Below are 24,240 nucleotides of genomic sequence, written 5' to 3' on the forward strand. Positions count from 1 at the left end.
GGGCTTCAGAACCTCTCGGGGTACACGAGCGCGAGGACGAGGTACGTCAGCAGGGCGACGGCCACGATCAGTCCGGCGATGTTCTCGGCGGTCACAGCTTCGTCACCCCCCGTGCGATGAGTGCCACCAGTGCGAAGACCGCGATCGTGGTGGCGACGAAGGCCAGATCGGCCATCGTGAGCTCCTGTGTGAAGTGAAGGGAACCGAATCGGCCGGGGTGGCCGAACTAGAGCAAACCGCGAGGTCAGCCGCGCGTCGCACCCCATTGACGGGCTCCATACGGGCCGGGCGGACTTCTTGACGCGGTCCGTACGCACTGCTCCCGCGCTCCGTGAGCCGGCACACTTTCTAGTGCCCTTGGGTATTTGCCTAACCACCTTAGGTAAATGCATAATCGGATCGGCCGAGGCCGGACGGGCTCGGTGGAGGTGAGGAGCCGGGGTGGCAAGAGTGGGTCTGACAGCGGAACGCCTCACGAAGGCGGGCGCGGAGCTGGCCGACGAGGTCGGCTTCGACAAGGTGACCGTCGCGGCACTCGCCCGGCAGTTCGGTGTCAAGGACGCCAGCCTCTACTCGCACGTGAAGAGCTCCCAGGACCTCAAGACGAGGATCGCCCTGCTGGCTCTGGAGGAGCTGGCCGACCGTGTCGCGGCGGCGCTCGCGGGGCGCGCCGGCAAGGACGCCCTGGAGGCCTTCGCGCACGCCTACCGCGACTACGCCCGGGAGCATCCCGGTCGCTACGCCGCGGCGCAGCTCCGGCTCGGTCCGGACGAGGCGGCGGCCAGTGCGGGGGTCAGGCACGCGCAGATGACCCGGGCGATCCTGCGCGGATACGACCTCACGGAGCCGGACCAGACGCATGCGGTACGGCTCCTGGGCAGCGTCTTCCACGGTTACATCAGCCTGGAGAGCGGCGGCAGCTTCAGCCACAGCGCCCCCGGTACGGAGGAGACCTGGTCCAGGGTCCTGGACGCGCTCGACGCCCTGCTGCGGAACTGGCCCGCGCCCTGATCAGGGCGCGACCTCCCCCAGCAGGACGAACAGATCAGAGACGAAGGCAGCCGCAGATGAGCACCCACCCCGAGCTGATGACCACACCCCTCACCGAGAAGCTCCTGCGTGGGGCCCTCGATCTGGAGCGGACCGAACACGGTCTGCGGCCGCACCGGCTGCCCGCCCGCGTCCGCGCCCGGTACACCGACGGCCAACTGGCCATGGCCGAGGCCCAGCCCGCCGGCGTACGGCTCGCCCTGCGCACCCGGGCCACCGTCGTGGAGCTGGACACCCTGCCCACGAAGCGGGCGTACGCCGGCGCCCCGCCTCGTCCCGACGGGATCTACGACCTGCTGGTCGACGGCCGCCTCGCCGGCCAGGGCACGGTGGCCGGAGGTAACACCCTGGCCGTCGACATGGCCACCGGCTCGGCCGAACTCCTGCCGGGCCCGGTGGGCACCGTGCGCTTCAGCGGTCTGTCCGCCGACCCGAAGGACATCGAGATCTGGCTGCCGCACAACGAGGCCACCGAGCTGGTCGCCCTGCGCAGCGACGCCCCCGTCGAGCCGGCGCCCGACCGGGGCCGTCCCGTCTGGCTGCACCACGGCAGCTCCATAAGCCATGGCTCCGACGCCGCGAGCCCGACCACCACCTGGCCGGCGCTGGCCGCTGCCCTCGGCGGTGTGGAGCTGATCAACCTCGGCCTGGCCGGCAGCGCCCTGCTCGATCCGTTCACCGCCCGCACGATGCGTGACACCCCCGCCGACCTGATCAGCGTGAAGATCGGAATCAACCTGGTCAATACCGACCTGATGCGCCTGCGCGCCTTCACCCCGGCGGTCCACGGCTTCCTGGACACGATCCGTGAAGGCCACCCCACCACCCCGCTGCTGGTCGTCTCTCCCGTCCTGTGCCCCATCCACGAGGACACCCCGGGCCCCAGCACCCCGGACCTCGGCGCCATGAGCGAGGGGCGGCTGAGCTTCCGTGCCGCCGGTGACCCCGCCGAGCCCGCCGCCGGAAAGCTCACCCTGAGCGTCATCCGGGACGAGCTCGCCCGCATCGTCACGCAGCGGTCGGCGGAGGACCCGGACCTGCACCACCTCGACGGCCGTGAGCTCTACGGCGAGGCGGACTCCGCCGAATTTCCGCTCCCGGACGCACTCCATCCCGACGCCGCCACCCACCGCCTCATGGGCGAGCGCTTCGCCGAGCTGGCGTTCCGCACCGCGGGCCCTCTGGCCGTCGCGGGGGACTGAGCGAAGCCGCGCACGCCGTCGCGAGGGCTGAGCGCGCGGGCCGTCGCGGTGAACTGGCGGTGGAGGGGAGCGGACGTACTGCCGCGCGGCGCGGAGCGGGGGAACCGAGCGCGCGGACCTTCCCGAAACCACTTTCGCGGCCGGACCGCGGCGCGTACCCTCCGGTGCGGAGAGTGACCCCGAGGAGCTGAGGCATGCCCGGTAGTCCAGGCGCGCGCTGACGTCTCAGGCCGTCATCGGCCCGTCATCGCGTGCTGCCCCTGTCACGCGGCACAGCGATCCTTCCTGTCCCGGGCCCGCCGACGGCGTCTGCCGTCCGTCCGGGCAGCAGGCCTCGTGTTCCGGCGTACCCAGGGGCATCCATGCCGTCCTCCTCCGCTGTGTCCGATTCCGGACGCCCGGTTCCGCCGAGCCTGTGGCGGGACCGGGACTTCCGCCGGCTCTGGGTGGGCCAGACGGCCTCCCAGCTCGGCGAGCACACCAGCCTGATCGTCCTGCCGCTGTTCGCCGTGCTGACGCTCGACGCGGGCGCCGACCGGGTCGGCGCGCTTCGCGCGGCGGGCCAGGTGCCCGTCCTGCTGCTCTCGCTCGTCGCCGGCGTGTGGGTGGACCGATGGCGGACCCGCACCGTGATGGTGCTGACCGACATCGGCCGCACGGCGCTGCTGGCCTGCGCGGCGGCAGCCGGCTTCCTGGGCCTGCTCGGCCTCCCGGCTCTGTTCGCCACCGTCTTCCTGGCCGGGGCCCTGTCCGTCTTCTTCGACGTGGCCTACCAAGCCTCCCTCGTACGTCTGGTGGACCGCGAGTATCTGCTACAGGGCAACAGCGCACTCGAAGGCAGCCGGTCCGCGGCCCAGTTCGGCGGCCCCGCCCTGGGAGGCGCGCTGGTGTCGTTCCTGTCGGCAGCGGCCGGCGCGGCGGCGGGCGCGGCCTTCTTCGCCCTGTCCTTCCTGTCGATCAGGCGGATCCGCGGGGGCGAAACCGCACCCACGTCATCGGGACGCGTCCCGGTACGGCGAAGGATCCAGGAAGGTCTCGCCTTCGTGGCCGCGGATGTCTCGCTGCGGACCGTGGTGCTCGCCTCGGGCGCCTTCCAGTTCTTCCTCGCCGCGACCCTGACGGTCCAGCTCCTCTTCCTGCCGCGTGAACTGCACCTGTCCGGCGCCGCCATCGGCCTGGCGCTCGCCGCGACCGGGCCGGGCGGGCTGGTCGGCTCCCTGCTGGCCGCCCGGCTGCCGCGCCGCTTCGGCTACGGCCCCGTACTGGTGTACGCCGCCGCTATCGGCGACGCCGTGATGCTGTGCGTGCCCGCGCTGCACGGATCGCCCGCGGTGACGGTCCCCGTGCTGCTGGCCGTGAACGCCGTCTTCGGGGTGTTCGGTCAACTGGTGAACGTCACGGTCATGGCAGTGCGGCAGGCCGTCACCCCGGACGGGATGCAGGGCCGGGTGGCCGCGACGGTCAACTTCGCCGGACTGGGCCTCGCGCCCCTCGGTTCGCTGCTCGGCGGACAGCTCGCGCAGGAGTGGGGGCTGCGCGGCGGTCTCCTGGCGGTGACCGCCGGAATGCTGCTCTCCCCGGTGCTGTTCGCGCTCTCCCCGCTCGCCCGCATGGGGCGGTCCCTGCCGCAGGAGGGCGCTGCGTGAAGTCCTCGACGTGCAGTCCTCGCCACGACAGGCTCCGCCCGCAGGGGGCGGAATGGACGCGGCGCCGGCTGAGCCAAACGGCTGTGCGGGGGAGAGGGACGGTTGAGAGCCGGAACCGGCGAGGGCATTCTTGAACAAAGGTCGCAAAATATATGTTCGTGGGCGACCTGCCCAGGCAGGGAGGACGAGTGATGGGCCCATGAGCACGGATGAGGCGGGCGGTGCGGGGCCGGCCCCGGACGGCGATGAGCCGACCCCGGCGGATGCCGCCGGCCGGCGGCCCGCCCCCCTGCCCCCGGACGATGTCCGCTGCCGGATCCTGGAGCAGCTGCCGGTTCCGGTCGCCTATTTCGGCCGTGACCAGATGCTGGCCATGGCCAACGCGGCGGCGGCGGGCGCGGTCGGCAGGAGCGAGGCGTCGATGCTCGGGCTGCTGCCGGGGGAGGTCGAGCCCGGGCTGGTCCTGGAGGGCGGCGAAGGGCTCGCCGAAGCGGTCGCACGGGTGATGAACACAGGCGAGGGCGAGCCGTACGAGACGCACCTCGTCGTGCGGGACGCCGAGCACATCTGGCAGGCGGCCCTGTCGCCCGTACGCGACGCCGCCGGCGAGGTCCAGGGCGTGTCCGTCGTGACGCTCGACACGACCGAGCAGTTCTGGGCGCGTCGGCGCCTGGCCGTACTGACCAAGGCCAGCATGCAGCTCGGCAGCACCCTCGACGTGGGCCGCACCGCCGAGGAACTGGCCGAACTCGCCATCGAGGACTTCGCCGACTTCGTGACGGTCGACCTGCTCTCCGAGGTGCTCACCGGCGACGAGGCCCGCTCCGTGCTGCACAGGGAGAAAATCACCTTCCGCCGGGTGGCCCAGCGTTCCGTACTCGGAGACTCCCCCGAATCCGTGGTGCCGCTCGGAGAGCTGCACGCCTACGACCGGGAATCGGTCGTGGGCCGCGCCCTGACCCGCGGGGAACCATCCCGCTGCTCGGTCGACGAGGAGTCCCTCCTGCGGCAGTGGACGGAGGACCCCGCACGGGCGCGGAGCCTGCGCGACCACAAGGTCCATTCGGTGCTGGTGGTTCCGCTGCGGGCCCGAGGGGTCATCCTCGGCACAGCCCTGTTCTGCCGGCACAGGACACCCGGCGGATTCGTCACCGCCGACCTGCAACTCGCCGCGGAGCTCGGCTCACGGGCCGCCGTCTGCATCGACAACGCCCGGCGCTACACCCGCGAGCGCGCCACGGCGCTCGCTCTGCAGCGCAGTCTGCTGCCGCGCCGCGCCGCACGTCAGCAGGCCGTCGAGGCCACCGCACGCTATCTCCCGAACACCGACGGCGCGGGCATCGGCGGGGACTGGTTCGACATCATCCCGCTCTCCGGCGCCCGCGTCGCCCTGGTCGTCGGTGACGTCGTCGGCCACGGCCTCCACGCCTCGGCGACGATGGGCAGGCTCCGCACCGCCGTACGGACGCTCGCCGACGTCGATCTCGCCCCGGAGGAACTGCTCACCCAGCTCGACGACCTGGTGATGACACTCGACCGGGAGCAGCCCGCGGACAGCGCCGAAAGCGCGACGGTCGCCGGCGCGACCTGCCTCTACGCGGTGTACGACCCGGCGACCGGACGCTGCACGATGGCCAGGGCGGGGCACCCCGAGCCGATGCTGGCCAGGCCGGACGGCACTGTCGAGCAGCTGTCCCTTCCCGCCGGCCCACCGCTGGGAGTGGGGGGCCTGACCTTCGAGGCCGCCGACTTCGAACTGGCCGAGGGCAGCCGGCTGGCGCTCTACACGGACGGGCTGATCGAGACGGCGGGCGGGGACATCGATGCCGCACTCGCCGAGCTGCGGGGTCTGCTCGGGCATCCCGCGCAGACCTTGGAAGAGACCTGCGACACCGTCATGGACGCCATGGTCCCCGAGCAGCCGAACGACGACGTCGCCCTGCTGCTGGCCCGCACGCGTCGCCTGGACGCGGGACACTACGCCTCGTGGGACCTGGTCGCGGACCCGGCCGTCGTGTCCAACGCACGCAAACGCGCCTCCGCCCAACTGATGGCATGGGGCCTGGACGACGCAGTGTTCACGACGGAACTGGTCGTCAGCGAACTGGTCACCAACGCCATCCGCTACGGCGGCGAACCCATCCAGCTCCGGCTCATCAGGGGCACCGCCCTCATCTGTGAGGTCGTCGACGGCAGCAGTACCGCCCCGCACCTGCGCCGCGCCCGCATCTTCGACGAGGGGGGACGCGGCCTCCTGCTCGTCGCCAGCCTCACCGAGCGCTGGGGAACCCGCTACACGGCGACGGGAAAGACCATCTGGGCGGAGCAGCCGCTGCCCGGCGCCGAGGAGGCCGACCCCGTCTGAGGCCCGCCGCCCGTCAGCCCCGGCCGGGTGGGCATCCGTGCGGTGCGGGGCGGCGGGTCGCCCCGCCTCCGTGCCGAGAGGCCGGAGAGCAGGCCAGGCGGCTCCCTGTCCGAGGGAGCCGCCTGGCAGCAGATCAGGCCGCCGGTGCCGGGTAGGTCGGGTACTCCACTCCGGAGACGTGCTGGACGACCCGGATGACCTGCGAGGAGTAGCCGAACTCGTTGTCGTACCAGAGGTAGAGGATCGCGTTGTCGCCCTCCACCTTGGTGGCCCCGGCGTCGACGATCGACGCGTGGCGCGAGCCGATGAAGTCGCTCGACACCGCGTCCGGGGCGGTGATGAAGTCGATCTGGCGCCGGAGCGGAGAGGTCAGCGACACGTTACGGAGGTAGTCGAGGACCTCCTCGCGGCTGGTGCCCCGCGCGAGCTGAAGATTCAGGATCGCGATGGAGACGTCCGGCACCGGTACGCGGATCGAGCTGCCGGTGATCTTCGCCTGGAGGTCGGGCAGCGCCTTGGTGACGGCGGAGGCGGCACCCGTCTCGGTGATGACCATGTTGAGCGGCGCCGAACGGCCACGGCGGTCCGAGTTGTGGTAATTGTCCAGGAGGTTCTGGTCGTTGGTGAACGAGTGGACGGTCTCCACATGGCCGCGCAGCACACCGTACTCGTCCGCCATCGCCTTCAGCGGCGGGACGATCGCGTTGGTGGTGCAGGAGGCGCAGGAGATGATCTGCTCGTCCGGCTTGATCGCGTCGTGGTTGACGCCGTGCACGATGTTGGGGACGTCGCCCTTGCCGGGGGCGGTCAGGACGACCTTCGCGATGCCGGGCCGCAGGTGCTTGGAGAGGCCCTCGCGGTCGCGCCACCGGCCGGTGTTGTCGATGAGGATGGCGTCCTTGATGCCGTACGCGGTGTAGTCGACGGCCGTCGGGTCGTCCGAGTAGATGACCTGGATCTCGTTGCCGTTGGCGATGATCCTGCTGTTCGCCTCGTCGACGGTGATCGTGCCCTGGAACTGGCCGTGGATCGAGTCGCGGCGCAGCAGTGAGGCGCGCTTGACGATGTCCTGCCCGGCGCCTTGGCGTACGACGATGGCGCGCAGCCGCAGGCCGTTGCCCGAGCCGGTCTTCTCGATCAGGAGGCGGGCCAGGAGGCGGCCGATGCGGCCGAACCCGTAGAGGACCACATCGCGCGCCTCGCGGCGCTCCGTCTTGTTGTCGCCGGTGGCACCGGCGACGGCCTCCGCGGTGAAGTCCTCCACCGACAGGCCGCGGTCGTCGGTCCGGTACGTCGCGGCGAGCATGCCGAGGTCGATCTGCGACGGGCCGAGGTCGAGCGCGGTGAGTGCGTGCAGGAAGGGCAGCGTCTCGGTGACCGAGAGCTCCTCGCCGGCTATCTGCCGGGCGAAGCGGTGGGTCTTGAGGATGCTGACCACCGACTTGTTCACCAGGGAGCGGCTGTGGAGCAGGACCGTCACGTCCCGCTCCCGGTGCAGCTTTCCGATGATCGGGATCATCGACTCCGCGATCTCCTCGCGGGTCTTCCAATTGGTGAACGAGTCCTCGGTGGCAGTCACAAGTCCATCTTTCGAGCTAGGCGGTGCTCATATGTTAACCGCACCAGATTTTGATCATGCACTCGGTGCCGTCCGTCCGGACCCGTCGGGACGGAAGCGCTTCGGTCATGTGGCCTCGCGCCCACTCGAGAGGCCGGGGCGGTGGCCGGACCTCGCGCCCCTCCGGAATCCGGCCCCTGCCGCTGGCTGGTGCGCATCGGGAACGCCCGGGAGAGGCGCCGCCCTACGGCTGCGGTCGCGCGCAGGCCTGACCTGGCCGGGGCATCGCACAGGTGTCAGGCAACCGCGGAACCCCGCGGAACGTCATCGAGGCATGACGCCTTCGCCTTCGAACCCCGAACGACGGTATTCCTACGGCTGCGGCCGTCCCGACTGCTGTGGCACCCCCGTGACGGGTCACAGCGACTGCCTGGCACACCTGGAGTCCGCCGACCGTGCCGTCTATCTGGCATCGCTGCATCCCGGCGCCGACCTCGATCACCGCGGTACCACCCTCGGCCGAGCCCTGCTGGGCGAACTGCTCCTGGCCGTGCGCGATCCGGAGAGCCGCCACCCGATCCTGGGGCGCGCCCGGTTCGAGGAGGCGGTCTTTCCCGACGGGGCCTTCTTCCACGAAGCCGAATTCTCCTCGGAGGCTCACTTCCGTGCTGCGCGGTTCCTGCGCTTCGCGGGGTTCCGCAGGACTCGCTTCGCGGGACCGGCGGACTTCGCCGACGCCTGCTTCGAGGACGAGTCGAGCTTCGTGCAGGCGCGGTTCGAAGGCCAGGCGCTGTTCTACGGAGCGCGTTTCCACGGCGAGGCCGAGTTTCTCGGCGCCCGATTCCACGACGTGGCCTGGATGGGCGGCGCGAGGTTCGGCACGGTGCAGTTCGACGGCGCAGGCTTCGACGGCGACGCCGATTTCAACCAAGTGCGTTTCGACAGCGAAACGAGCTTCACCTCTGCCGAGTTCGGGGGGCGGGCGACCTTCTCAGGGGCCCGTTTCGAGTGCGGCGTGTCATTCGGCTGGGCTCACTTCGCCATGCCCCCGGTCCTGGGGCCGCTGGTGAGCCGGCAGACGCTTTCACTGCGGAACGCGGTGTTCGACGGTCCGGTCGTCATAGAAGCGGCGGCCTCCGGTCTGGACGGTGGACGGACCCGCTTCGCCTCGACGGCGACCCTGCGGCTGCGCCATGCCGATCTGGATCTGACCGACGCGGTGTGCGAGTACCCGGTGACGGTCGCGGCCCGGGCCACTCCGTTCGCCGTCGGCGGCTCGCACCCGCTGCCGGAGGACGGGCTCCCCGGCGACCCCGGCGTGCGGCTGGTTTCCGTGAACGGGGTGGACGCGGCGCACCTGATGCTGCACGACATCGACCTGAGCGCCTGCCGGTTCGCGGGCGCCGTCCATCTCGACCAGCTGCGGGTGGACGGCTGGTGCACCTTCGCCGTGCCCCCCACCGCTACGAGGCGGCCGTGGAGCCCTCGCAAAGTGCTGGCCGAGGAGCATCACTGGCGCGCTCGGGCCGGCCGGACGCCTGGACGAAGACGTGGCTGGACAGAGGCACCGGACGGTACCCCCGGCCTGCGGCCGGCCGCGATCGCCGCGCTGTACCGGCAACTGCGCAAGTCACTGGAGGACGGCAGGAACGAGCCCGACGCGGCGGACTTCTACTACGGTGAGATGGAGATGCGCCGCCACGACGCGAGCAGGACGATGCCGGAACGTGCCCTGCTGACCTCGTACTGGGCCCTGAGCGGCTACGGGTTGCGGGCCTCTCGTGCCCTGATCTGGCTGCTGACGGCCATGACCGGCACGCTGTTGGTGATGATGCTGTGGGGGCTGCCGGCCGATGATCCGAAGCCTCTGACCAAGGGCAGGCAGGTGGCGGTGGGGCAGGACATCGCCTTCGTCACCGAGACCCCGGACCCGGTCAACCCCGCCGGACCGGTGGCCGGTCGTCTCACCACCGAGCGCTTCGAGAAGGCCGTGCGGGTAGTGATCAACTCCGTGGTCTTCCGTTCGTCCGGCCAAGAGCTCACCACCGTCGGCACTTACAGCGAGATGGCCTCCCGCCTCACGGAACCCGTCCTGCTGGGTCTTGCCGTCCTGGCGGTCCGCAACCGCGTGAAACGCTGACGAGGCCTGCCCGGCCCCGCTGCGAGCCGCCGCGAGGCCGAGGGGCGGGCGCCGGGACCGTCGCCGGGCGCGCCGAGGAGTCCCACACCTGGAAGCCGGAGCCCGGCTACTGCGCCGCGCCGGCCCGCTCCTCGTCGGCGTCGAGGATCGAGATCTCCAGCTTGCGCAGGAGCCGCGCGAGTTGCCGGCGTTCGGAAGGGGAAAGCCCTGCGAGCATCCGGTTCTCGTTGTCCAGATGCTCGGCGAACGCCGTGTCCACCGTGGCGAGACCCTTCTCCGTCAGGCGGCAGTACACGACTCTGCGGTCCTGGGTGTCCCGTTCACGGACGATGAGGCCGTCCTTCTCCAGGCGGTCGATCCGGAGGGTCACCCCCGCCGAGGACACCAGGCCGGAGTCGGCGAGCTGCCCGGCCGTCAGCCGGTAGGGATCGCCGGATCTGCGCAGCGCGGTCAGGACGTCGAAGCCCGCCACGGACAGACCGTGCCGCTCGATGGACTCGGTGAGGCCGGTGCTGTAACGAAGGAAGGACCGATGGAGACGGGCCAGGACCTCGAGCGGGCTCGTGTCCAGCTCGGGCCTCTCCCGTGCCCAGTCTTCGATCACCTTCGCCACGGCGTCCTGGTCCCCAGACCTTGATACTGCCATCTCATCCCCTCGTACGGCGTGAGCCGGCGGTCCCCCCCGGCTTCTCACAGCACTGAGAATCTTACCGCTCAGGTGATGGAGGGCTCAGTCGCGGGACCGCCGCCGCACCGCGCTCAGGAGTTGAGCTCCTCCAGCGTCCTGCCCTTGGTCTCCACGGCGAACCATGCGATCACCGCTCCCACGGCCCCCATCACGGCGAGCTGCGCGAAGACCAGGGCCAGGCCGCCACCGGCCCCGATGATCGCGCCGACGGCCACTGGGCCGAGGATGACGCCGCACCGGTTCCACAGGCCTCCGAAGGCCGCGCCCGTGGCCCGGTTGGAGGTGGGGTACAGCTCGGGGGAGTACAGGTAGAGCCCCGCGTTGATCGCGTACAGGAAGAACGTCGTACAGGAGGCGAAGAGGGCGACCTGGCCGCCCGAGGTCGCACCGGCGAGCGCCAGTACGCCGAGTGAGAGCGTCGTCCCGACGAACGCGCCGATCAGGGCGGGCCTCCGGCCGGTGCGGTCGATCAGCATCGCCATGACGAAGGTGCCCAGCAGCCCCGTGACGTTGCTGAGCAGGGTGAAGACGAGGGCCGTGGTGAGATCCAGGCCGAACTCCTTCGTGTAGAGCGAGGGCAGCCAGGTGGAGATGCCGTGGTTCACGTAGTACGCCGCGAACCACAGGCCCGCGAGTACGGAGGTCCGGCGCAGGTAGCGCCCTCGGAACAGGTCCATGACGCTGCCCTTGGGCTCGTCCACCGGGTTCGCGGACGGGGCCGGGGCGGGAAGCTCCTCGGCGGTGGCGCGGGCCACCTCCGCCTCGATCCTGGCGATGGCCGCCTCCGCCTCCTCCGTGCGTCCACGGGAGAGCAGCCAACGCGGGGACTCCTCGACATGGCGGGGCAGCAGTGCGGCGATCAGGACGGGCAGGGCGCCGACGACGAACATCGCGCGCCAGCCGAAGGAGGGGACCACCCAGACGGCGAGCAGCGTGGCCGCCGCGAGCCCGGCCGGGAAGATCATCTCGTAGAGCAGGACGAAGCGGCCCCGCTTGTCGGAGCGGGCGATCTCGTTGATGTACGTCGCGGCGACCGGCACGACGCCACCGATGCCGAGACCCTGCGCGAACCGGAAGAGCGAGAACGTCTCGATGCTGCCCGAGAACGCGACGGCGAAGCTGGCCAGCCCCGTCACCGCGACGCCGAGGGCGACCGTGCGCACCCGGCCGATGTGGTCGCCCAGCCAGCCCGCGACAAGGGCGCCGAGCAGCATGCCCACCGAGGCGGCCGTGACGGCGAACGTCGCCTGCCCGGTGGTGAGATCCCATTCCTTCATCAGGACAGGCAGGGCGGAGGCGGCCAGAAGCTGGTCGAACGCCTCGAAGAAGGTGACGGCCCCGATGAGGAACCGGACCTTGATGTGCCAGCGCGAGTGCGGCAGTCGTTCAAGTCTTGCCGCAATGGAACCGAGTGCTGGCTTGCCGGCCACAGTCGTCATGGAGGGGATCCTTCCGCGGGCAGATGAGTTGCGGAGACAGTAGGGTCCAATACCTAAGCGGTCAATAGTTAAGAGCTTAGGGAGATGTGTCCCTGCGACTCGGCCACCATCATCGATGCCGCGGATGCGGTGCTCAAGAGCTTCCCGGCAACGATTTCACCTCGGGGTCTTGTGTCGAGAAAGTTAAGCGCTTAGATTTCTAGCACTTCGGCAGTCCGGTGGTTGTACGCAACGAGCCTGTCCGTCACCGGAGTCCACCCCTTTTCCGCCCCGTCCGGAGGTCCACCCGTGCAGTTCTCCACCGACATCCTGATCGCGGGCCAGTGGCGGCGCGGCGCGGGCGAGCCCGTCGACACGGTCGACCCGGCGACCGGCCGCGTACTCGCCACCGTCCACTCCGCCTCGGCCCGGGAGGTCGACGAAGCGGCCGAGGCCGCGGCGCAGGCCGTGGCGGACCCCGCCTGGCGCGATCTGCCCGCCCACGAGCGGGCTCGGGTGCTGCACCGCATCGGCGCACTCGTCGAGGAGGCGGCGGACGAGCTCGCGGCCGTGCAGACCGCCGACACCGGCAAGACGCTCACGGAGACCCGGGCCCTCGCGCTCAGCGCCGCCGGCACCTTCCGCTACATGGCGGCCGTGCTGGAGACCGCCGAGGAATCCGTCACGCCCTCCCGGGGCCCTTACGTCACCGTGAGCACGCACGAGCCCATCGGCGTCGTCGGCGCGATCAACCCCTGGAACTCCCCGGTCGCCAGCGACGCCCAGAAGATCGCCCCCGCCCTCGCGGCAGGGAACGCGGTCGTCCTCAAGCCCGCGGCCTGGACCCCCCTGGTCTCCCTGGCACTCGGCCGGCTGATCTCCCGGGCCTTCGAGGAGTTCCGGCTCCCGGCCGCCCTGCTCTCCGTGCTGCCCGGGAGCGGCCGGGTGGTCGGCGACGCCCTCGTACGCCACCCCCTGGTCGGCCGCATCGGTTTCACCGGAGGTACGGAGACCGGGCGGTCCATCGCCGAGATCGCCGCCCGGAAGCTGATCCCCGCCTCGCTGGAACTGGGCGGGAAGTCGCCGACGATCGTGCGCGCCGACGCCGACATCGAGCAGGCGCTGGCCGGTGTGCTGTTCGGGATCTTCTCGTCCAGCGGTCAGTCCTGCATCGCCGGATCCCGGCTCTTCGTGGCGCGCGAGATCTACGACTCCTTCGTCGGGGAGCTCGTCGAGCGCGTACGCAGACTGCGCGTCGGCCCCGGCACCGATCCGGCCACCCAGGTGGGCCCGCTGGTCCACCACCGCCACCGGGACTCCGTCGCCGCCTACGTCGACCTCGCCCGCTCCGAGGGTGCTCGTGTGCTGTGCGGCGGAGCGGTGCCCGAGGGCGAGCTCTACGAGGACGGGGCCTACTACCTGCCCACCGTGCTCGACGGTCTCGCGAACACCTCGCGCACCTGCCAGGAGGAGATCTTCGGCCCGGTCCTGGTCGCCCTGCCCTATGACGACGAGGACGATCTGGTCCGCCAGGCGAACGACTCCGTCTACGGCCTGGCCTGCGGCATCTGGACCCGCGACCTCCGGGCCGCCGGTGCCCTCGCCCGCAGGATCGAGGCCGGAACCGTCTGGATCAACACGTACAAGCAGTTCAGCGCCTCCACCCCCTTCAGCGGGTGGAAGGACAGCGGTCTCGGCACGGAGAAGGGCCGCGACGCGATCCGCGCCTACCAGCGTCAGAAGTCCCTGTACTGGGGCATCTCGGACCACCCGCTTCCCTGGGCCAACTGACCCGGCACCCTGCCCGTCCTGGAGGACTCATGCACCACCCACCGCCCGGTCCGATCGCCCGGCTCCGCTCGCTGCGCTACGTCGAGCTGCACACCCCGGCCTTCAGCGAGGCCGCCGACTTCTACGAGGACGTCTGGGGCCTGGAGACCGTCGAGTCCGACACCGGCGCACGCTGGCTGCGCGGTACGAGCGACGAGCACCACGTCCTGCACCTGACCCAGCGGGACCGGGTCGGCCTCGGCCGCATCGCCTTCGCCGTCGCCACCCCCGCCGAGGTCGACGAGGCCGCACGGCGCCTGGCGGCACGCGCCCTCGTGCCCGTCGCCGGCCCCGGCCCGCTGGAACAGGCCGGCGGCGGCTACGGGCTCAGGTTCACCGATCCCGAGGGACGCCTCATCGAGATCAGTGCCCAGGTCGAGGCCGTCGCCCCGCGCGGCCGGGACGGCGCCGTCCCCGTCGGGGTGACGCACGCCGTGCTCAACACCACCGACATCGACGCCGCCGTCGCCTTCTACTGCGACGTACTCGGCCTGCGCGTCTCCGACTGGTCCGAGCACCAGATGGCGTTCCTGCGCTGCAACAGCGACCACCACTGCATCGCCTTCAACCAGGCCGAGTGGACCTCGCTGAACCACGTGGCGTACGAGATGACCTCGGTCGACCACTTCATGCGGGGCCTCGGACGGCTGCGCCACCACGGCATCACCCCGCAGTGGGGACCCGGACGCCACGGCCCCGGCAACAACACCTTCTCGTACTTCACCGACCCCTCCGGGCTGGTCTGCGAATACACCTCCGAGGTCGCCCAGATCGTCGAGGACGCCTGGATCGCCCGCGTATGGCGCAGGGTCCCCGAACTGTCCGACCTGTGGGGGACGGCGGGCCCGCCGTCGAAGGAGATCCGCTGCAGCATGGCCGGCTCCCCGGACCCCGGCCCGCTCGCCCCCCTCGATGCCCAGGACCCCGGCCCGCTCACTCCCCTCGACGCCCAGGAGGCCACCGCATGAGCACCGTACGCAAGGTCGCCGTCGTCGGCTGGGGCGCCATCGGCCGGGTCGTCGGAACCGCGCTCGCCGAAGGCCGCGTGACCGGCGCCGAGCTGGTCTGCGTCGTGGACAACCGCCCGCTCGGCGAGGCCGCCCCCGTGCGCCAGGCCACCTTCGAGGAGGCACTGGAGCTCTGCGACCTGGTCGTCGAGGCCGCGGGGCAGGGCGTCGTACGCGAGTGGGGCGAGCGGGTCCTGGAATCCGGCACCGATCTGCTGGTCGCCTCCACCGGAGCGCTGACCGACGACGAGCTCGCCAAGCGGCTGCTGGCGGCCGGCCCCGGCCGGGTGTACTTCACCGGCGGCGCCGTCGGTGGCCTCGACCTGCTCCAGGCGGTGCGCACCCTGGGCCCGCTCGACGAGGTCCGGCTGACCACGACCAAGCTGCCCTCGACCCTCGAACAGCCCTGGATGGACCAGGAGTTGCTGAGCCGGATGCGCGAGGCGACCGGCCCCGTCGAGGTCATGTCCGGCACGGCCCGTGACGTGCCGGTCAAGTTCCCCAAGTCGACGAACGTGGCCGCCTCGGTCGCGCTGGCCGTCGGCGACCTGGACACTGTGCGGGTCCAGGTCGTCGCCGACCCGGCGGCCCATCACACCCGCCACGTGATCGAGGCGTCCGGAGCCCACGGCGCGTACCGCTTCGAGGTCGCGCACCTCCCTGACCCGGGCAACCCGGCCACCAGCCAGGTGGTGCCGTACGCCGTCCTGCGCAGCCTGGCCGCGCTCGCCGGCCGGACCGGGCAGATCCTGTGAGCGCCGTCGGCGTCCACGTCGAGGAGGCGGGTGACCACGGCCCTCTGCTGCTGTGCCTGCACGGCATCGGTTCCTCGTCGGCCGCCTTCGCCCCCCAGCTCGCCGAACTCTCCGCCTACGTACGGGTCGTGGCCTGGGACGCCCCCGGATACGGCCAGTCACCCGATCCGGAGTCCACGCTCACCCTCGACGACTACGCGGACACGGCTGCCGCCCTGATCCGCGAGCGTGCCGACTCCGCGCACGTCCTGGGCGTCTCCTGGGGCGGAGTCATCGCGCTGCGGCTCGCCGCCAGGCACCCGGAGCTCGTCGACTCGCTGATCATCGCCGACTCCAGCCCCGGATCCGGCACGGACGAGGCCAAGGCCGCAGGCATGCGGGCCAGGGCCGCCGACCTCGCCGAGCTCGGCCCCCGGGCCTTCGCCGAGGCCCGGGGACCGCGCCTGGTCTCGTCCGGAGCGCCGGACGAGCTCGTGCGCCGCGTCGTGGACACCATGGCCGCCTCGGTACGGCTGCCGGGCTACGCCCACGCCGCCGAGTCCATGGCCTCCGCCGACCTGCGCGCCGAGCTGCCCTCGATCGCCGCCCCCACCCTCGTCCTCTGCGGCGAACAGGACCGGGTCACCGGCATCGAGGCGAGCCAGGCCATCGCCGGGGCCATCCACAAGACCGCCTACGTGATCGTCAAGGACGCCGGTCACCTGGCCAACCAGGAGCAGCCGGGCCACTTCAACGCCTGGGTGCTCTCCCACCTCCGCATCACCGCATCCATCCTCGAACAGGAGCCCTCACCATGCCTCTGACCACCGACGCGTACGACAACGGCGACGACCTCTCCGCGTACACCGACTCCCTCATCGCCACCAAGGCCTCCCGGGTAGCCGACTTCGACACCCTCTCCTTCCAGGAGAAGGCCGGCCCGCAGTTCCGCCGCGGCCAGATCCGCTACGTCGGCTCGGGTGCCACCGGCAACCACGAGAGCGACAGCCGCATCCTCCCGTCCGGCGGGTTCACCTTCTCCAACATGCTGCTCCCGCCCGGCGCCGAGGGCCCGGCCCACACGCACCACGACGTCGAGGAAGCGTTCTTCGTCCTGGAGGGCGAGGTCAAGGTCGGCATCCACCGCGGAGCCGACGAGGCCGAGTACCGCACCCTCGGCTACCGCGACATGATCGTCGTCCCCGCCGGTGTGACCCGGTCCCTCAAGAACGAGGGCGACACCGACGCCCTGTTCTGCGTCGTCATCGGCACTCAGAAGCCGCAGGTGCCGACCTACCCCGAGTACTCGCCGATGCACGGCGTCACCCGTGGCTGACCAGCCCCCGGCAGGCCGGCGCACCGTCGTCGTCACCGGAGCGGGCCGTGGCCTGGGACTGGCCATGGCCCGCCGGGCGGGCACCGACGGCTTCCGGGTCGTCCTCGCCGAACTGGAGCGTGAGCGCGGCGAGCACGCCGCGGCGGAGCTGCGCCGGGAGGGCATCGACGCCCACTTCGTACGCTGCGACGTCGCGGACCCCGCGTCGGTGGAGGCGCTCGCCGCCTCCGTGCGAGAACTCGGCCCGCTGTACGGCCTGGTCAACAACGCGGCGCTGGCGAACGGCGTGGGCGGAAGCGAGTTCCAGGACATCGACGTCGAGGTGTGGGACCGGCTGATGACGGTCAACGCCCGCAGTCCCTGGCTGGTGTCGAAGGTGCTGTACCCGCTCTTCGCCGGGCCCGGGCGCATCGTCAACCTCGCCTCGGACGCCGCCCTGTACGGCTCCCCACGCCTCGCCCACTACATCGCCTCCAAGGGCGCCGTCATCGCGCTGACCCGCGCCATGGCACGCGAACTCGGCGAGAAGGGGATCACCGTCAACGCGGTGGCCCCCGGCCTCACCGAATGCGAGGCGACCGAGACCGTGCCCGCCGAGCGGCACGACCTCTACCGCATGAACCGGGCCATCTCCCGGCCGCAGCAGCCGGACGACCTCACCGGGATCGTCTCCTTCCTGCTCGGCGAGGAGTCCCGCTATCTGACCGGACAGGTGATCGCCGTCAACGGCGGATTCACCATGAACTGAAGCGCAGGAGACAAGAGTTATGGATCTGGGCCTCGCCGACCGCACCATCGTGGTCACCGGCGGCAGCTCGGGCGTCGGCCTGGCCACGGTCCGCGCCCTGCTCGACGAAGGCGCCCGCGTGGCCACCTGCGGCCGTGACGCGGACCGGCTCGCCGGCGCGGTGGCCGGCCTCGGCGCCGACCGCGACCGCCTGCTGACCGGCGTGTGCGACGTACGGGACGCCGACGCGGTCGGCGCCTTCGTCGGGCGCACCGCCGAGGAGTTCGGCGGCATCGACGGACTCGTGAACAACGCCGGGCAGTCCCGCATGAAGGGCCTCGACGACTCCACCGCCGAGGACTGGCGCGACGAGCTCGAGCTGAAGTTCGCCGGAGTCCTCCATCCCCTCCAGGCGGCGCGCCCCCACCTCGCCGCGTCCGGTGCGGCGAGCGTGGTCAACATCAACGCCGTCCTCGCCAAGCAGCCCGAGACCCGGCTGATCACGACGAGCGCCGCCCGCGCGGGCATCCTCAACCTCTCCAAGTCCCTGTCCGTGGAGCTCGCCGGTGACGGCATCCGGGTCAACTCGGTGTGCCTCGGCCTGGTGGACACCGGGCAGTGGACCCGCCGCCACGCGGCGGCGGACTCCGGCCTGACGTACGAGGAATGGCAGGCCGGACTGGCCGAGGACCGCGGCATCGCGCTGGGCCGCCTGGGCAGGGCCGAAGAGGTCGCCTACGCGGTCGTCGCCCTGCTCTCGCCCCGCGCCTCCTACATCACCGGCACCAGCATCGACGTCTGCGGCGGCGTCGGCCGCTCCATCCTCTGAGGAGACACCACCATGCGTCACGACAACGGAGGCGATCTCCTCGTCACCGTCCTGCGCGAACTCGGCATCGACACCGTCTTCGGCATCGTCAGCGTCCACAACCTGCCGCTCGTCGAAGCCGTCGACCGTGAGCTGCGGTTCGTCCCCGTGCGCCACGAGGCGTCCGCGGTGAACGCCGCCGACGCCTACGGGCGGGCCCGGGGCACCCTCGGATGCGCCCTGACCTCCACCGGCACCGGCGCCGGCAACGCCGCCGGATCGCTGATCGAGGCGCTCAGCGCCGGGAGCTCCGTGCTGCACGTCACCGGCCAGGTGGAGAGCGAGTTCCTCGGCAGCGGAAGGGGGTTCATCCACGAGACCAAGGACCAGCTCGGCATGCTCACGGCCGTCTCCGCATACGCGCGGACCGTGCCGGACACCGAACAGGCCGGAAGCATCCTGCGCGAGGCGGCCCGTGCGGCGCTCGCCGCCCCCGGCGGCCCGGCCAGCGTGGAATGGCCGATCGACCTCCAGTACGCGGCCCAGACGGACGAATCCGCCGAGCCCGCGACGCCCGCCCCCCTGACCCCCGCCGAGGCCGAACTCGCCGCAGCGGGCGAACTCCTGGCGGTCGCCCGCCGCCCGCTCGTGTGGGCGGGAGGCGGTGCGAACACCGCACGCGGCGAGCTGGCCGCCCTGCTGGAAGCGACCGGCGCCGGGCTGATCACCTCGAACTCCGGGCGCGGCAGCGTGCCCGAGGACCACGAGCAGGTCATCGGCAACTTCGCCACCACGCCCGCCGTACGCGCTCTCCTCGCCGACGCCGACCTCCTGCTCACGATCGGCACGCACTTCCGGTCGAACGAGACCGCCGACTACACGCTCGGGCTCCCCGAGGCGCACATCCAGATCGACGTCGACGCCGCGGCGCTCGGCCGTGTCCACCCCGCCACGCACGCACTGCACGGCGACGCGGCAGCCACCCTGGCCGGCCTGCTGGGACACGCACGGCCCGCCGAACCCGGCTGGACCGACCGCGTCGGCGCCGTACGCACCGAGGTGCGCGCGGTCCTGCACGATTCCATCGGGCCCCAGGCCGCGATCTGCGACGCCATCCGCGCCGCACTGCCCCGCGAGGCCGTCGTCGCACGCGACGTCACCATCCCCTCCAGCAGCTGGGGCAACCGCCTCCTGGAGATGTACGACCCCAAGGACAACGTCTTCCCGCGCGGCGGCGGCATCGGACAGGGGCTCGGCATGGGCATCGGCGCGGCGCTCGCGCGGCCCGACGCGCCCACCGTCGTGATCGCGGGAGACGGGGGACTCGCCGTCCACCTCGGAGAGCTCCTCACCCTCGCCCAGGAGCGGCCCCGCCTGACCCTGATCGTCTTCAACGACGGCGGCTACGGGGTCCTGCGCAACATGCAGGACCATCACGGCGGCCGGCGCTCGGGCGTCGACCTGACGACCCCCGACTTCGCCCTGCTCGCCCAGGCCTGCGGCCTGCCCTACGCACGCATCGGCGCCGCGCAGGACGCGGACGCGGTGATCGGCGCAGCGGTCGCCTCGGACGGCCCCACGCTCGTGGAGGTCGACCTGGCCGCGCTGGGCCCGATGAAGAACCCGTTCACCCCGCCCGTGCGGATCCCGGGCCAGTAACCCGGCCGCCTTGAACTGCCGGTAAGGAGGCAACAGACCATGAGCGAGGATTCGCTGCGGCTGACCGTCCGTCGTATGACCTGGGAGGCCGAAGGCGTCCTGTCCGTCGAACTCACCCACCCCGACGGCAAACCGCTGCCCGCATGGACCCCCGGCGCCCACGTCGACGTCCACGCCGGCGGGCAGGTCCGCCAGTACAGCCTGTGCGGGGATCCCCTCGCCGCCGACGTGTACCGCATCGGCGTGCTCAACGAACCCGCCTCGCGCGGCGGTTCACGCTTCGTGCACACCCAGCTGCGGCCCGGCCAGCAGATCATCGTCTCCGAGCCGCGCAACCACTTCGCGCTGGAGGACGCCGAGAGTTACGTGTTCGTCGCCGGGGGCATCGGGATCACCCCGCTGCTGGCGATGGCCCGGGAAGCGGCGCGCCGGGGCGCAGGGTGGCGGATGGTCTACGGCGGCAGGAACCGGTCGTCCATGGCCTTCACCGCCGAACTCGAGGCACTGGGCGGTGACCTCACGCTCGTTCCCCAGGACGAACACGGCCACATCGACCTGGACTCCGTGCTCGCCGGCCTTCCCGCGAACACCCTCGTCTACTCCTGCGGCCCCGAGCCGCTGCTCGCCGCTGTCGAAGAGCGCTGCCCCGTGGACCGGCTGCGCCTGGAGCGTTTCGCGGCGCCCACGGTGGAACACACCGGCGACGACGAGGCCTTCGAGGTCGAGTGCCGCACCTCCGGGGTGACGCTCACCGTCGGCGCGGGGACCTCGGTGCTGGAGGCCGCGGAGGGCGCGGGGATCACCGTGAACAACTCGTGCCGCGACGGGATCTGCGGCTCCTGCGAGACCCGGGTGCTCGAAGGCACGCCCGATCACCGCGACTTCCTGCTGAGCGAGGCCGAACGGGCCGCGGGCGCCTCGATGATGATCTGTGTCTCGCGGTGCGCATCCGGCCGGCTCGTCCTCGACCTGTGACCCCTTCCCCCGCACTTTCAGGAGACACCGTGAACGACACCTGGCCGTACCTGGACATCCACCAGTCCCGCACGCACGAGCCGACGCCGTACGAGTACAAGCTCGCGGCGACCCTCGAAGAGGTCTTCACCCGCGAGGGCCACGAGCTGACCGACGTGGTGCGCGGGCTCAACGCCCGCCAGGTCCACGCCGCCGACGGCACGCCCTGGACCGAGGAGTCCTTCCGCGCCGAGATGAACCGACTGGGAGCCTGACCATGACGCTGTCGTCCTCCGCCTCCGCGGAACACATCTACGCGACCGGCCTGCGCAACCAGTGGCACCCTGTCGTCCCCTCCCACTTCGTCGCGCCGGGCGCGATGCGCAAGGTGACCGCGCTCGGCGAGCAGTGGCTGCTGTTCCGGCGCTCCGACGGTGTCCTGTCCATGCTCGCCGACCGCTGCCCCCACCGCGGCGCCCCGCTGTCGCTCGGCAAGCACCTCGGCGACCGGGTGGCGTGCTGGTACCACGGCGTCGAGGTCGAGTCCGACGGCACGGTCTCCTCGGTGCCCGGCCTGCCCGGCTGCAGCCTGGAGGGCAAGCGGCTGGTCACCTCGCTGCCCGTACGCGAGGTCGGGGGCGCGATCCTCGCCTACTTCGGGGACGAGGAGCACCCTGAGCCCGCCGAACTGACGCTTCCGGAGCCGCTGACCGACCCCGAGGTGGAGGCGTTCCTCTGCTACGCGGAGTGGAACACGCCCTGGCGCTACGCCGTGGAGAACCTGCTCGACCCGATGCACGGCGCGTTCCTGCACCACGACTCCCACACGATGTTCGACGGCGACACGACCGCCAAGTTCCGCATCCGGGAGACCGCCCGGGGCTACTTCTTCGAGAAGACCGACCAGCGGGGCGTCAACTTCGACTGGGTGGAACTCTGCCGCACCGGGGTGGACTGGGTCGACCTCTCCATCCCCTACCCCCCGTCGGCCGGTCCCGGCGGTGCGTTCGGCATCGTCGGCATGGTCTGCCCGGTCGACGAACAGCGCAGCGGGGTCTTCTTCTGGCGTTACCGCCGGGTCGCGGACTGGCAGCGCGCGTCCTGGCGCTTCCTCTACCGGACGTTGATCGAGCAGCGCCACTGGGACGTCCTGGAACAGGACCGCGTCATGCTGGAGGCCATGCCCGTCGACGCCGACCAGCAGGAGAACCTGTACCAGCACGACCTCGGCGTGGTCCGGTTGCGCCGCCTTTACCGCGCCGAGGCCGAGGCCCAGTCCAAGGCGAGGGCCTGAGCGGGGCTCCGCCGCACGCCGGGCCACAGAAGAGGGAGCCCGCGACGCCGGCACGGCTCCGGCCGGGTCCTCACGACCCGCCGGAGCCGTCCGTACGACGATCACGGCCCCTTCCCGGGCAGCCCCGGGTCAGCCCGGGACGCGACGGCTCCTCCGGGCAGCCCCCGGTCAGCCCGGGACGCGACGGCTCTTCGCCGCCGCCACCAGCTCGGGGACCGTGGCCAGCTTGATCCGGGGCCGGCCCGCGCGCTGCCCCAGGGCCAGTTCGGCCCGCTCGATCCGCTCCAGGCCCCGCGCGTCCACGACCCGCCGGTTACGGCGCCGCACCAGCCGCTGGAACGCCTTCGCCCCCTGTCCGGGGGAGGGCAGCGCACCGGCCACGGCATCCTCCAGGAGCGCGGTGACGGTCTCGGCGGCACAGGTCCGGTTGGCGCCGATGCCCCCGGAGGGCCCGCGCTTGATCCAGCCCACGACGTACGTACCGGGACGGTCCGCCACGCGTCCGTTCTCGTGCGGAACCGTGCCCGTCACCTCGTCGAACGGCAGTCCGGTGACCGGCACACCGCGCTGGCCGACGGCGCGCAGCAGCAGCCCCGCCGGTATCTCCAGACGCTCGGCGCCGTCGGGCCCGCCGGTCACCCGGACCGCTCGCACACCACCGTCACCGAGCGCCTCCACCGGCGCGGAGTGGAAGCGGAACACGATGCGACGCCCGGCAGAGGGCGGCCCCGGCCAGTCCACCTTCGCGCGGGCGACGTCCTGGAGCAGAGCCGCCCGCTCACCCGGCGCCGCGGCGTCGATCGCCGCGCCGGTCCGGGGGTCGTGGTCGTCGACGACGAGCTCCACGCCGGGCAGATGCTTCAGCGCGAGCAGCTCGGACCGGGTGTACGCCGCGTCGGCGGGGCCCCGGCGCCCCAGCAGCACCACCTCGCGCACCGCGCTCGCGCGCAGGGCCTCCAGCGCGTGGCCCGCGATGTCACCCGCCGCCAGCGTCGCGGGGTCCGAGACCAGGATGCGGGCCACGTCGAGTGCAACGTTTCCGTTGCCGACCACGACGACGCGCTCCGCCGACAGGTCCACCGCCTCCGGGGCGACGTCGGGATGGGCGTTGTACCAGGAGACGAACGTCGTCGCGCAGATGCTGCCGGCCAGGTCCTCGCCCGGGATGCCGAGACTGCGGCCGGCCGGCGCGCCGACCGCGTAGATCACCGCGTCGTGGTGGTCGGCGAGCTCCTGCGGGGTGAGGTCGCGGCCCACCTCCAGGCCCAGGTGCATGCGCACGCGCGGATGCGTGTGGAACCTCGCGAAGGTGTCACCGGCCTTCTTGGTCGAGAGGTGGTCGGGCGCCACACCGTAGCGGATGAGCCCGCCGGCGACGGGCAGCCGGTCGATCAGCGTCACCTCGGCGCCGGTGTGCAGCAGCAGGTCCTCGGCGGCGTACATTCCCGCCGGGCCGGTGCCCACCACCGCGACGCGCAGGGGAGCGAAGTCCGCCGGCAGGTTCCGGTCGAAGACCGGCTCGCCCCACACGTGGAAGTTCGGCCCCTCGGACGCCGGAACGGCCTCCCTGCCCGCGAAGTACGCGGCGTTCAGCGGGCCGTACTCCCGCTGCGCGGCCGGCAGCGCGTCCACCGGGAAGACCGCGTCCACCGGGCACGCGTCGGCGCAGGCCCCGCAGTCGATGCAGGAGGCCGGGTCGATGTACAGCATCTCCGTCCGGCCGAAATCCGGCTCGTCCGGCGTCGGATGGATGCAGTTGACGGGGCACACCGTGACGCACGTGGCGTCGCTGCAGCACGTCTGGGTGATGGCGTAGGTCATGTC

Annotated in this window: 21 protein-coding genes; 16 read left to right on the forward strand and 5 right to left on the reverse strand. The window is 71.7% G+C overall.

The window, feature by feature from the left end; all coding sequences use genetic code 11:
* Positions 1-5 precede the first annotated feature (5 nt).
* On the reverse strand, positions 6-95 hold the full coding sequence (kdpF, locus tag ABZY45_RS30800) for a K(+)-transporting ATPase subunit F (protein WP_356745255.1): 90 nt from the start codon (positions 93-95) through the stop codon (positions 6-8).
* Positions 96-441: 346 nt separating this feature from the next.
* Between kdpF and ABZY45_RS30805 the strand changes: the two genes are divergently transcribed.
* The 4 genes from ABZY45_RS30805 to ABZY45_RS30820 all read left to right on the forward strand — a co-directional run bounded on the left by ABZY45_RS30805 (position 442) and on the right by ABZY45_RS30820 (position 6,263).
* Positions 442-1,011: a WHG domain-containing protein gene (locus tag ABZY45_RS30805; protein WP_356745257.1), complete on the forward strand. Its 570-nt coding sequence runs from the start codon at positions 442-444 to the stop codon at positions 1,009-1,011.
* 56 nt (positions 1,012-1,067) lie between these two features.
* Positions 1,068-2,252: an SGNH/GDSL hydrolase family protein gene (locus tag ABZY45_RS30810; protein WP_356745259.1), complete on the forward strand. Its 1,185-nt coding sequence runs from the start codon at positions 1,068-1,070 to the stop codon at positions 2,250-2,252.
* 362 nt (positions 2,253-2,614) lie between these two features.
* Positions 2,615-3,898, forward strand: a complete 1,284-nt coding sequence (locus ABZY45_RS30815) for an MFS transporter (protein WP_356745261.1) — start codon at positions 2,615-2,617, stop codon at positions 3,896-3,898.
* A gap of 199 nt (positions 3,899-4,097) precedes the next feature.
* Positions 4,098-6,263: a SpoIIE family protein phosphatase gene (locus ABZY45_RS30820; protein ID WP_356745263.1), complete on the forward strand. Its 2,166-nt coding sequence runs from the start codon at positions 4,098-4,100 to the stop codon at positions 6,261-6,263.
* Between the two features lie 133 nt (positions 6,264-6,396).
* Here ABZY45_RS30820 and ABZY45_RS30825 read toward each other — a convergent pair whose 3' ends face one another.
* The gene (locus tag ABZY45_RS30825) at positions 6,397-7,842 is read right to left on the reverse strand and encodes a glyceraldehyde-3-phosphate dehydrogenase (protein WP_356745265.1); all 1,446 of its coding nucleotides are present in this window, start codon (positions 7,840-7,842) and stop codon (positions 6,397-6,399) included.
* A gap of 388 nt (positions 7,843-8,230) precedes the next feature.
* Here ABZY45_RS30825 and ABZY45_RS30830 point away from each other — a divergent pair, with 388 nt between their 5' ends.
* Positions 8,231-9,961 (forward strand): pentapeptide repeat-containing protein, encoded by a 1,731-nt coding sequence (locus ABZY45_RS30830; protein ID WP_356745267.1) that lies wholly within the window; start codon positions 8,231-8,233, stop codon positions 9,959-9,961.
* Between the two features lie 106 nt (positions 9,962-10,067).
* Here the strand turns inward: ABZY45_RS30830 and ABZY45_RS30835 are convergent, their stop codons facing one another.
* Both ABZY45_RS30835 and ABZY45_RS30840 read right to left on the reverse strand, forming a co-directional pair.
* Positions 10,068-10,607: a MarR family transcriptional regulator gene (locus ABZY45_RS30835; RefSeq protein WP_356745269.1), complete on the reverse strand. Its 540-nt coding sequence runs from the start codon at positions 10,605-10,607 to the stop codon at positions 10,068-10,070.
* 113 nt (positions 10,608-10,720) lie between these two features.
* On the reverse strand, positions 10,721-12,088 hold the full coding sequence (locus tag ABZY45_RS30840) for an MFS transporter (protein ID WP_356745271.1): 1,368 nt from the start codon (positions 12,086-12,088) through the stop codon (positions 10,721-10,723).
* A 288-nt stretch (positions 12,089-12,376) separates the two neighbouring features.
* Here ABZY45_RS30840 and ABZY45_RS30845 point away from each other — a divergent pair, with 288 nt between their 5' ends.
* Genes ABZY45_RS30845 through ABZY45_RS30895 form a run of 11 tightly spaced genes read left to right on the forward strand, consistent with a single transcriptional unit; the run spans position 12,377 to position 22,416 of the window.
* Positions 12,377-13,858 (forward strand): aldehyde dehydrogenase, encoded by a 1,482-nt coding sequence (locus ABZY45_RS30845; protein ID WP_356745273.1) that lies wholly within the window; start codon positions 12,377-12,379, stop codon positions 13,856-13,858.
* A gap of 29 nt (positions 13,859-13,887) precedes the next feature.
* Positions 13,888-14,865, forward strand: a complete 978-nt coding sequence (locus ABZY45_RS30850; RefSeq protein ID WP_356745275.1) for a VOC family protein — start codon at positions 13,888-13,890, stop codon at positions 14,863-14,865.
* Positions 14,862-15,659 (forward strand): aspartate dehydrogenase domain-containing protein, encoded by a 798-nt coding sequence (locus ABZY45_RS30855; RefSeq protein ID WP_356745277.1) that lies wholly within the window; start codon positions 14,862-14,864, stop codon positions 15,657-15,659. Before ABZY45_RS30850 ends, ABZY45_RS30855 begins: the two co-directional genes overlap by 4 nt.
* Complete coding sequence (locus ABZY45_RS30860) at positions 15,656-16,462, forward strand: alpha/beta fold hydrolase (protein WP_356745279.1); 807 nt, start codon at positions 15,656-15,658, stop codon at positions 16,460-16,462. The genes ABZY45_RS30855 and ABZY45_RS30860 overlap by 4 nt, the downstream gene beginning before the upstream one ends.
* Positions 16,453-16,974 (forward strand): cupin domain-containing protein, encoded by a 522-nt coding sequence (locus ABZY45_RS30865; RefSeq protein ID WP_073749699.1) that lies wholly within the window; start codon positions 16,453-16,455, stop codon positions 16,972-16,974. The genes ABZY45_RS30860 and ABZY45_RS30865 overlap by 10 nt, the downstream gene beginning before the upstream one ends.
* Positions 16,967-17,722 carry an SDR family oxidoreductase gene (locus tag ABZY45_RS30870; protein WP_356745282.1) on the forward strand — a complete coding sequence of 252 codons (756 nt, stop codon included), beginning with the start codon at positions 16,967-16,969 and terminating at the stop codon, positions 17,720-17,722. The genes ABZY45_RS30865 and ABZY45_RS30870 overlap by 8 nt, the downstream gene beginning before the upstream one ends.
* Before the next feature lie 19 nt (positions 17,723-17,741).
* Complete coding sequence (locus ABZY45_RS30875) at positions 17,742-18,530, forward strand: SDR family oxidoreductase (protein ID WP_356745284.1); 789 nt, start codon at positions 17,742-17,744, stop codon at positions 18,528-18,530.
* A 12-nt stretch (positions 18,531-18,542) separates the two neighbouring features.
* Positions 18,543-20,168 (forward strand): thiamine pyrophosphate-binding protein, encoded by a 1,626-nt coding sequence (locus ABZY45_RS30880; RefSeq protein ID WP_356745286.1) that lies wholly within the window; start codon positions 18,543-18,545, stop codon positions 20,166-20,168.
* Between the two features lie 39 nt (positions 20,169-20,207).
* The gene (locus tag ABZY45_RS30885; protein ID WP_356745288.1) at positions 20,208-21,143 is read left to right on the forward strand and encodes a PDR/VanB family oxidoreductase; all 936 of its coding nucleotides are present in this window, start codon (positions 20,208-20,210) and stop codon (positions 21,141-21,143) included.
* Positions 21,144-21,172: 29 nt separating this feature from the next.
* Positions 21,173-21,397, forward strand: coding sequence for a recombinase-like helix-turn-helix domain-containing protein (locus tag ABZY45_RS30890; protein WP_356745290.1), 225 nt, complete (start codon positions 21,173-21,175; stop codon positions 21,395-21,397).
* A gap of 2 nt (positions 21,398-21,399) precedes the next feature.
* Complete coding sequence (locus ABZY45_RS30895; RefSeq protein ID WP_356745292.1) at positions 21,400-22,416, forward strand: aromatic ring-hydroxylating dioxygenase subunit alpha; 1,017 nt, start codon at positions 21,400-21,402, stop codon at positions 22,414-22,416.
* 168 nt (positions 22,417-22,584) lie between these two features.
* Here ABZY45_RS30895 and ABZY45_RS30900 read toward each other — a convergent pair whose 3' ends face one another.
* Complete coding sequence (locus tag ABZY45_RS30900) at positions 22,585-24,237, reverse strand: FAD-dependent oxidoreductase (protein WP_356745294.1); 1,653 nt, start codon at positions 24,235-24,237, stop codon at positions 22,585-22,587.
* Between the last annotated feature and the right edge of the window lie 3 nt (positions 24,238-24,240).

The sequence above is a fragment of the Streptomyces sp. NPDC006516 genome (assembly GCF_040611875.1).
Classification (GTDB): Bacteria; Actinomycetota; Actinomycetes; order Streptomycetales; family Streptomycetaceae; genus Streptomyces.